Raw genomic sequence first — 5,735 nt, 5'->3', positions numbered from 1 at the left:
CTGGGGGGGGGGGGGGGGGGGGGGGCCCCCCCGCCCCCGCCCGGGCCCCCCCCCCCCGGCCCGACCCCGGCCCGTCGTCAGTGACGGGCTTCGTGCACCGAGCTCGCCTCCTGGATCTTCTTCCAGGACTTCGGCTCCACCGGCGGCTGCGCCCGGTCCGCGCCCGGCGCCAGTGCGGCGGCGGCCGCGGTGCCCGGGGCCACCGGCCCGACGGCGGGCTTGCTCGGGGTGAACAGCCAGGTGTTCAGCAGGTCGCCGAGCTTCTGGCCGGAGACCTTCTCCGCGTACGCCTGGAACTCCGGGATGGTCGCGTTGCCGTACCGCCGCTCGGTGGGCCAGCCCTTCAGGATCCGGAAGAACTTCTCGTCCCCGACGGCGTTGCGCAGCGCCTGGATGGCCACCGCGCCGCGGTAGTACACCGCGCCGGCGAACTGGTTCTCCTCCCCCGGGTCGCCCGGCTTGACGCTCCAGAACGGGTCGTCGGCCGGGCGGGAGGCGTAGATGTAGTCGGCCAGCTCCTGGGCGGTGCCCTCGTTCTCGTGCTCGGACCAGAGGAACTGCGAGTACTCGGCGAAGCCCTCGTTCAGCCAGATGTCGCTCCAGCGGGAGAGCGAGACGCTGTCGCCGTACCACTGGTGCGCCAGCTCGTGCACGACGACGGAGACGTTGGAGCCCCGGGCGAACAGCCCAGGGCCGTAGGAGACCCGGGTCTGGGTCTCCAGGGCGCCACCGGAGTTGATGTTGGCGACATAGCCGCCGGCCGAACTGAACGGGTACTCCCCGAAGTAGCCGCTCAGCCAGTCCACCACCTCACCGGTGCGCTCCACGCTCGCCCGCGCCGCGGCGGCGTTGTCGCCCAGGTCCTTGCTGTACGCGTTGTAGACCGGTATGCCGCCGGCCGTGGTGTCCTGGGTGATGTCGAACTTGCCGATCGCGAGGGTCGCCAGGTAGGTCGCCTGCGGCTTGTTCTCCCGCCAGCTGTACCGGGTCCACCCCGCCTGGGAGGAGGTGCCGGTCAGCACCCCGTTGCTGATCACCTGGGTGCCGTTCGGCACCTGCACCGAGACGTCGAAGGTGGCCTTGTCGCTCGGGTGGTCGTTGCTCGGGAACCACCACCCGGCCGACACCGGCTCACCGGACGCGACCGCGCCGTCCGGGGTGCGGCGCCAGGCGGTGTAGCCGCCGTACTTCTGCACGGTGGACGGCTTGTCCTTGTAGCGCACCACCACGGTGGCCTGGCTGCCCTTGGCGAGCGGCCGGGCGGGGGTGATCTCCAGTTCCTGGTCACCGCTGGTCGCGAAGGTCGCGGGCCGGCCGTTGACCAGGACCTCGGAGACGTGCAACGTGAAGTCCAGGTTGAACCGGGAGAGGTCCTGGGTCGCCGTGGCGAGGATGGTAGTGGTGCCCTCCAGCTCGTCCGTGGCGGGCTGGTACTTCAGCCGGACGTCGTAGTGCGAGACGTCGTACCCGCCGTTGCCGAGGGTCGGGTAGTACGGGTCCCCGACGCCGTCCGCGCCGGGTTGGAAGCCGGATGCCGAGGCGGGGACGGCCAGGAACAGGCTCAGGGCACTGGCGGCGGAGACGATCAGCCTCTTGCGCACGTGGTCCTCCAGGGATCACCGGAACGATGGGGATTGAACCGATCCTTGTCCCGTCAACCGCGCCTCCACGCACCATTTGTGAGACCTTCATGAGAAGAAACGCGCCGAAATGAAGGCTTCGCGGCGGCGCCGCGAAGCCTTCATACCGATCGACCCGATATGTCGTCAGCTGTCGTGCTCATGAACGGCGTTGGTCTCCTGGATCTTCTTCCAGGACTTCGGCTCCACCGGCAGCTGCCCGTCGCCCCGGTCCGCACCCGCGCCGGGCGCCAACGCGGCCGAAGCGGCGGCCCCCGGCGGCACCGGCCCGACGGCCGGCTTGCCCGGGGTGAACAGCCAGGTGTTCAGCACGTCGCCGAGCTTCTTCCCGGAGACCTTCTCCGCGTACGCCTGGAACTCCGGGATGGTCGCGTTGCCGTACCGCCGCTCGGTCGGCCAGCCCTTCAGGATCCGGAAGAACTTCTCGTCCCCGACGGCGTTGCGCAGCGCCTGGACGGCGACCGCGCCGCGCTCGTACACCGCGCTGGAGAACTGGTCGTCCGGCCCCGGGTCACCCGGCTTGACGCTCCAGAACGGGTCGTCGGCCGGGTGCGAGGCGTAGACGTAGTCGGCCAACTCCTGGGCGGTGCCCTCGTTCTCGTGCTCGGACCAGAGGAACTGCGCGTAGCGGGCGAAGCCCTCGTTCAGCCAGATGTCGCTCCAGCGGGAGAGCGAGACGCTGTCCCCGTACCACTGGTGCGCCAGCTCGTGCACGACGACCGAGGTGTTCGTCCCCTTGGCGAACTGCCGGGGGCTGTAGAAGATCCGGGTCTGGGTCTCCAGGGCGTACCCGGTCGGCACGTTGGGGACGTAGCCGCCGACCGAGCTGAACGGGTACTCGCCGAAGTAGCCGCTCAGCCAGTCCACCAGCTCACCGGTGCGCTCCACGCTCGCCCGCGCCGCGTCCGCGTTCTCGCCCAGGTCCTTGCTGTAGGCGTTGTAGATCGGCAGCCCGCTCGGTGTGGTGTCCCGGGTGACGTCGAACTTGCCGACCGCCAGCGTGGCCAGGTACGTCGCCTGCGGCTTGTTCTCCCGCCAGCTGTAGCGGGTCCACCCCGCCTGGGAGGAGGTGCCGGTCAGCACGCCGTTGCTGATCGCCTGGGTGCCGTCCGGGACCAGCACCGAGACGTCGAAGGTGGCCTTGTCGCTCGGGTGGTCGTTGCTGGGGAACCACCACCAGGCCGCCTCGGGCTCGTTGGCCGCGATCCCGCCGTCCGGGGTGCGGTGCCAGCTGGTGAAGCCGTACTTCTTCACGGTGGACGGCACGCCCTTGTAGCGCACCACCACGGTGGCCTGGGCACCCTTGGCCAGCGGCCGGGCCGGGGTGATCTCCAGCTCCTGCTCGCCGCTGGTGGCGAACGCGGCCGGCCGGCCGTTGACCCGGACCTCGGAGACGTTCAGCGCGAAGTCCAGGTTGAACCGGGAGAGGTCCTGGGTCGCCGTGGCGAGGATGGTCGTGGTGCCCTCCAGCTCGTCCGTGGCGGGCTGGTACTTCAACCGGATGTCGTAGTGCGAGACGCGGTACCCGCCGTTGCCGTAGGTCGGGTAGTAGGAGTCGCCGACCCCGGCCGCACCCGGCGTGAAGCCGGATGCCGAGGCGGGGACGGCCAGGAACAGGCTCAGGGCACTGGCGGCGGAGACGATCAGTCTCTTGCGCACGTGGTCCTCCAGGGATCACCGGAACGATTGGGTCGAACCGATCCTTGTCCCGGCAGCCCCGCCCCCACTCCCCGATTGTGAGATGTTCATGAAAAGAAACGCGCCGAAATGACGGCTTCGCAGCGGTGCCGCGAAGCCGTCACGCCCCCACACCCGCCCCGCCGGCCGCCATCCGCCCCAGCAGACCCGCCCGGCCCACCCGTCGCTCAGGCCCCGAGCACCACCGGCGCCCGCACCAGCGAGCCGTACTCCGTCCACGACCCGTCGTAGTTCTTCACGTGCGGGTACCCGAGCAGCTCGGTGAGCGCGAACCAGGTGTGCGCGGACCGCTCTCCGATCCGGCAGTACGCGATCACCTCGCGCTCCGGCTCCACGCCCTTGCCCCCGTACAGCGCCCGCAGCTCCTCCGCCGAGCGGAAGGACCCGTCGTCGTTGGCCGCCTGCGACCAGGGGACGTTCACCGCACCCGGGATGTGCCCGGGCACCTGCGCCTGCTCCTGCGGCAGGTGCGGGGGCGCGATCAGCTCGCCCCGGAACTCGGCCGGCGAGCGGACGTCCACCAGCACCGCGTCCGCCCCCGGCTTGGCGAACACCTCGGCCTTGGCCAGGACCTCGTCCCGCAGCGCCCGGAGCTCCGGGCGCTCGGGCCCGGCGAGCCGGTACCCGCTGTGCTGGTAGTCCATCACCTCACGGGTGAGCTCCCGCCCCTCCAGCTCCCACTTCTTGCGCCCGCCGTCCAGCAACCGCACCGGCCCGAAGCCGCGCAGCCGCAACAGCCAGTAGGCGTAGGCGGCGAACCAGTTGTTGTTGCCGCCGTAGAGCACCACGGTGGTGTCGTCCTCGACCCCGGCCGCCCGCAGCAGGTGCAGGACGCCGTCACGGTCGATGTAGTCCCGGCCGACCTGGCTGTGCAGATCGGTGGTCCAGTTCCAGCCGACCGCACCGGGGATGTGGTCCCGGTCGTAGGCCTCGGTGTCCTCGTCCACCTCGACGACCCGGATCGTCCCGTCGTCCAGGTGGTGGGCCAGCCATTCGGTGCGGACCAACGCCTCGGGGTGCGCGTAGCCGTTGCCGGTCATCCCAGGCCCTCCTTCGCTCTGCCCAGGTTGCGGCGCCCGACCACGGGCACGGCGAGGGCCGGCGACCGGGCCGGACAGTTCGAACCTACGCCGTCCGCCCGGCCCGGGCCACCCCGCGCTCCCTCGCCCTCGCTCAGGAGAAGACGACCGAGCGCAGCTTCAGCCGGTCGCCGAGCTTCTTCCCCGGGTTCATGGAGTAGAAGACGTCCCCCGCGCAGCCGAAGTCCAGGAAGACCGTGGCCGTGGAGCGGGTGAGGTTCTCCGGCGCGAAGCCCGGGTCGTCCTCCGTCGTCCACGGCAGGTCGATGCACTCGCCGCTCTGCGGATCCGCCAGGCCGGTGAGGACCCCGGGACCGACCTTGTAGAGGAAGTCGCCCGTCGCGGCGTTGGCGGAGAACGGAACCGCGAGGACGAGGGCGATGGCGCTGGCGGCGGCGAGCACGGCATTGCGGAGACGCATGGCTGAGGGCCTTTCAGGCGGCACCAGGAGGTACCGGGTTTATCGGTGCGAGATCACCCTAGAGGCCCAAAATCCGCAGAAACGGTTCTTCCATTCCACCCTTTCGGGTGGTTTAAGGGTTGAAGCCGCGACCCGCCGCCACCAGGGATCCCTCAGTTCGGCGGAGCCGTGAAGTAGTACCCCGAGTCGACCAGCACCGGCAGGTACGCCTTCAGTGCCGCCACCGTCTGGGAGCGGTCCCCGCCCCCGTCGTGGTTGAGCACGATCGACCCCGGCCGGACGTTCTTGAGGACCCGGTCGATGATCGCCGGGGTCCCCGGCCGGGCCCAGTCCCTCGGGTCCACCGACCAGGCCATGTTCCGCAGCCCGAGGTCGGCGGCCACCTTGAGCGAGGTCGGGGACCAGTCCCCTCCGGGCGCACGGAACCAGGTGGGCTGCCGGCCGGTGGTCCGCTGCAGCAGGTCGGAGGTGCGCTCCAGCTCGTCCCGCACCTTGGCCTCGGACAGGTGCCGCAGGTCCGGGTGGGTCCAGGTGTGGTTGGCGATGTGGTGGCCCCGGTCCGCGATCTCCCGCACCAGGGCGGGGTGCTCCACCGCGTTCTCGCCGATCAGGAAGAACGTCGCCCTGATCCCGTACTGCTCGAACAGCGCCAGCACCGTCGGCGTGTGCCGGGGGTCCGGGCCGTCGTCGATGGTCAGCGCCACCACCTTCCGGTCCGGGTCCAGGTCGTACACCGGCTTGCTCTCCGACTCGGTGAGCACCCGGCGCACGGGCACCGCACTCGGTACGGCACCCGAGGGGGCGCCCGACGGCGGCATTACCCCACCAACAAGCTGATAGGCCGCGGGCTCATCCTGCACCGCCGGAGCTTTACACCAACCCCCATGCGGAGGAAGG

General features: G+C 70.6%; 5 protein-coding genes. All 5 read right to left on the bottom strand.

Annotated elements, in window-relative coordinates; translation table 11 throughout:
* Positions 1-77: 77 nt before the first annotated feature.
* Positions 78-1,601: a M1 family metallopeptidase gene (locus AB0E96_RS37420; protein ID WP_359830724.1), complete on the bottom strand. Its 1,524-nt coding sequence runs from the start codon at positions 1,599-1,601 to the stop codon at positions 78-80.
* Between the two features lie 165 nt (positions 1,602-1,766).
* Complete coding sequence (locus tag AB0E96_RS37415; protein WP_359830721.1) at positions 1,767-3,299, bottom strand: M1 family metallopeptidase; 1,533 nt, start codon at positions 3,297-3,299, stop codon at positions 1,767-1,769.
* Positions 3,300-3,505: 206 nt separating this feature from the next.
* On the bottom strand, positions 3,506-4,378 hold the full coding sequence (locus AB0E96_RS37410) for a sulfurtransferase (protein ID WP_359830719.1): 873 nt from the start codon (positions 4,376-4,378) through the stop codon (positions 3,506-3,508).
* A 133-nt stretch (positions 4,379-4,511) separates the two neighbouring features.
* The gene (locus AB0E96_RS37405) at positions 4,512-4,838 is read right to left on the bottom strand and encodes a hypothetical protein (RefSeq protein ID WP_359830717.1); all 327 of its coding nucleotides are present in this window, start codon (positions 4,836-4,838) and stop codon (positions 4,512-4,514) included.
* Positions 4,839-4,990: 152 nt separating this feature from the next.
* Positions 4,991-5,614 carry a polysaccharide deacetylase family protein gene (locus AB0E96_RS37400; protein ID WP_359830715.1) on the bottom strand — a complete coding sequence of 208 codons (624 nt, stop codon included), beginning with the start codon at positions 5,612-5,614 and terminating at the stop codon, positions 4,991-4,993.
* Positions 5,615-5,735 lie beyond the last annotated feature (121 nt).

The organism is Kitasatospora sp. NPDC036755, from assembly GCF_040636595.1.
Lineage (GTDB): Bacteria > Actinomycetota > Actinomycetes > Streptomycetales > Streptomycetaceae > Kitasatospora.
The sequence above is the reverse complement of the archived record's forward strand: the minus strand, read 5'-3'. Positions and strand labels throughout refer to the sequence as shown.